Below are 3,373 nucleotides of genomic sequence, written 5' to 3'. Positions count from 1 at the left end.
CCGGGCCCTGCCCCTGCCGGTCCTGGAACCGGGCGCACCCTGGCTCGCCCACTGGGCGGCCCTGGTCGCCGGCCCCGGCGGCGCCCGCACCCAGGGCGCGGCTGCCTGGCTGCCGCCCGCTCCCGCACCGCCCGCGGAACCGGCCCGGGACATCACCGGCTCCTCCCCCGAGGACCTGGTGCTGCGCTTCCGCGCGACCGCGTCCCCGGAGGCCTTCCGGCTGGCCGGGCACCTCGCGCTGGCGGTCCCCTCGGTCCCGGTGATGCGCCTGGTCCAGCGTGCCGTGGACCGCGACCCGCGCCCCCAGCACCTGGCCGAGGTGATCCTCAGCGGCATGCTCACCGCCGTCCCGGGACCGCCCGGCTCCTACGCGTTCCGGCCCGGCGTGCGGGAGCTGCTCCTGCGCTCCCTGCCCCGCACGGCCCGCGGCCGGACCCGGGAGTTCCTCGCGCGGATCGGCAGCCTGATCGACGAGCGGGCGGGGCTCGCGGCCGGGGAGTTCCGGGCGCAGGCGGACGGCGGGCAGGACGGCTCGGGCCCGGCGTTCGCGACGGTCAGCGAGGAGACCGTGCGCCGGCTGGGCGGGCAGGGGCCGCCGGAGCGGTTGTTCGCCGGGCGCTACCGGCCGGCCGGGCTGCGCGGGGCGAACGGCAGCCTGTGGAAGGCGGTGGACGTCCACACCGGCCGGCAGGTGGTCGTACGCCGGTACCGCGAGCAGCCGGCACCGCAGGAACGGTTCCTGAGCGAGGCGCGCACGCTGGCCGGGCTGGAGGACCCGCACGTGGTGCGGGTGCTGGACTTCGGGGTGGCGGACGGCGCCCCGTACGTGGTCACCGAGTTCGTGGACGGGCTGACGCTGGCCGAGGTGCTCTCGGGTCTCTCCTTCCGGACGTTCGCCCGCCTGGTGTGCCAGGGCCTGGCCGGCCTCGAAGCGCTGCACGCGCACGGCCTGGTGCGCGGGGAGCGCGGGCCCGCCGGCCTGCTGCTGCGGCCCGACGGCGGCGTGCTGCTGAGCCGGGTCGCGCTGGGCGAGGAGTCGCGGGGCAAGGACCCCGAGTCGGACCTGGCCGAGTTCCGGTGGCTGCTCAAGCAGCTGGCGACGAGCGTGTCGGTGCCCGCCGAGCACCGCGAGCTGCTCGACCTGATCGACGGGCGCAGGCTGCCCGCGGCCGCCCGGTACGCCGCCGAACTGGCCGCGACGGCCCAGTGGCCGCCCCCGCTCGACGTCACCCTGCTCGGCCCCCTGCGCATCAGCCACGGCACCAGCCCCGTGGAGCCTCCGTCACCGGAGGCCCAGGCGCTGCTGTGCATGCTGCTCTTCGGCCACGGGCGCCGCGTGACGCACGTCGAGCTGGCCCGGGGCCTGTGGGAGGAGCCGCCGGCGGAGCGCCGGGCCGCGGCCCGCATCGAGGACCTCGTTCCGGAGCTGCGCCGGGTGCTGCCCCCCGGTGCCCTGGTCACCCTCCCGGAGGCCTACGCCCTGCACGTGCCGGACGTCCACGTCGACGTGTTCCACTGCGAGAAGCTGCTCGACGGCCCGGCGCGCGGCCCCGCCGAGGTCCAGCGCGCGCTCGACCTCTGGTACGGCCCGCCCCTGGACGGCGTTCCCGGCCCCGCGGCGGCGGCGGCCCGTGACCGTCTGCGGATCCTGAAGTCGAGGCTCCGGGCCCTGCACGCCGAACTGGACGAGGCCCGGGGGGCCACCGCCCCGACGATCCTCTTCGAGGCCGACGATCTGAACCGGCCGGAGGCCCGGATCACCCTTGAGTACGCGGTGCACGAGATGCTCGCGCGCGGCGCCCTGGCCGCCCACCAGTTCGACGTCCGCGTCCGCCCCGACGGCTACATCGTCCACACCGAACCCGGCACCTTCGTCCTCCCCGTCCTGGTCGCCGTCCTGCGCGGCCTGCCCGAGGTCCTCACCGGGCTCGTGGACCCGCCGTCGCTGACCGTCACCTTCTGGGACCGGCCCGTCGCGCCGCCGGAGGTGCCGCCGGTGTCCGCCGGCATCCAGGTGGTCGTCGCCCCGGCCGTGTACGAGGAGTTCGCCGCCAGCTCGGCCGCCCAGGGGCCCCAGCGCTTCCAGCCCCTGTTCCAGGACGGCGCCACGGACACCCCGCCGGTCGCCTGGTCCTGCCCGCTGTCCCCTTCCACGGCCGCCCCCGAACCCGAGGCCCGCGACCTGGTGCAGGGCCCCTTCATCACGCACGATCCGCGCCGGCTCGGGATACCGGCCCCCGGCCGCACGGCCGTCGTCCACACCCGGCCCGACGGCCCGCTCACCCTCCTCGACCCCGCCCAGCCGCACGGCGACCGGCCGTCGCGGTTCGTGACGTACTACAAGGTGGACCTCACCACCCACCAGTCCCACCACCGGGTCTCCCTGCCGAGTTCCGGCAAGGGCGCCTTCACGGCCGCGGTCGAGCTGTCCTGGCACGTGGAGGACCCGGTCGCCTTCGTGCGCGCCGAGGTGACCCGGGTCTCCGAGCCGCTGCTCGGCCATCTGCTGGAGGAGGCGGCCCGGATCACCCGCCGCCATCCGCTGCGCCGGGCGGGCGCGGCCCAGCGGGCGGTCAACGCCGGGCTGCGCCGCTGGCCGGTGCCGGGCCTGTCGGTGGCGGCGTCGGTGCAGCTGGCCCCGGAGGGCACGGCCCTGCCCGGGCCACAGGGCCCGGTCCCCAAACAGCGCCCGCTGTCCGATCTCCTCGGCGAGGCCGAGTCCGTGCTGCTCGGCTTCGACGGCCCCTTGGCCCGGCTGTTCTCAGCGCGGGCGGCGAGCGAGGCCGCGCTCGACCTGCTCGCCCTGGTCGCCGAGCACCGCGACCCCGAGGGCGCCCCGCCCGCCGCGGTGCGGGACACGTTCACGCATCCGCTGGCCGTGCTGCGGGCCTTCGCGCGGGACCGGCTGGGCCCGCTCCTGCGCGACCGTCTCGACGCGATCGAACTGCGCGCGGTCCCCGACGCGCCCACCACGCACAACTCCGTGCCGCTGGTCCGCGCCCTGCACGGCTCCGGTCGCCGCGTCAGCGTGGTCACGGACGTCAGCGCACCGGCCGTGCACCGCTACCTGGACCCCTACGGCCTCCCCCTGGCCGGCATCCACGCCCGCGGCGAGGACCTCACCCTGCTGACCCCGCACCCCGACTGCCTCCTGCGCGCGATGCACTCCACCGGCGGCGCCACCACGACCGGCGTACTGATCGGCTCCACGGTCGCCGAACTCACCGCCGCCCAGCAGGCCGGGGTGCGCTTCATCGGCCTCGCCCGCAACACCACCGCCGCCCGGCAGTTCGACGAGGCGGGCTGCGAGACCACCGTCACCTCGCTGGCACCGCTCCTGGAGGCAGCGCGCTCCCTCCAGGAGCGGTGCCAG

The 3,373-nt window shown here is 76.9% G+C and carries 1 protein-coding gene; it reads left to right on the top strand.

The genetic code is table 11. The features are described from left to right. Nucleotides 1-3,373 (top strand): hypothetical protein (locus CA983_RS47390; RefSeq protein WP_086605866.1); only part of this gene is annotated, 3,373 nt, incomplete at both ends.

It is taken from the genome of Streptomyces swartbergensis (assembly GCF_002148965.1).
GTDB lineage: Bacteria > Actinomycetota > Actinomycetes > Streptomycetales > Streptomycetaceae > Streptomyces > Streptomyces swartbergensis.
This window is presented reverse-complemented; position numbering and strand designations above follow the sequence as displayed.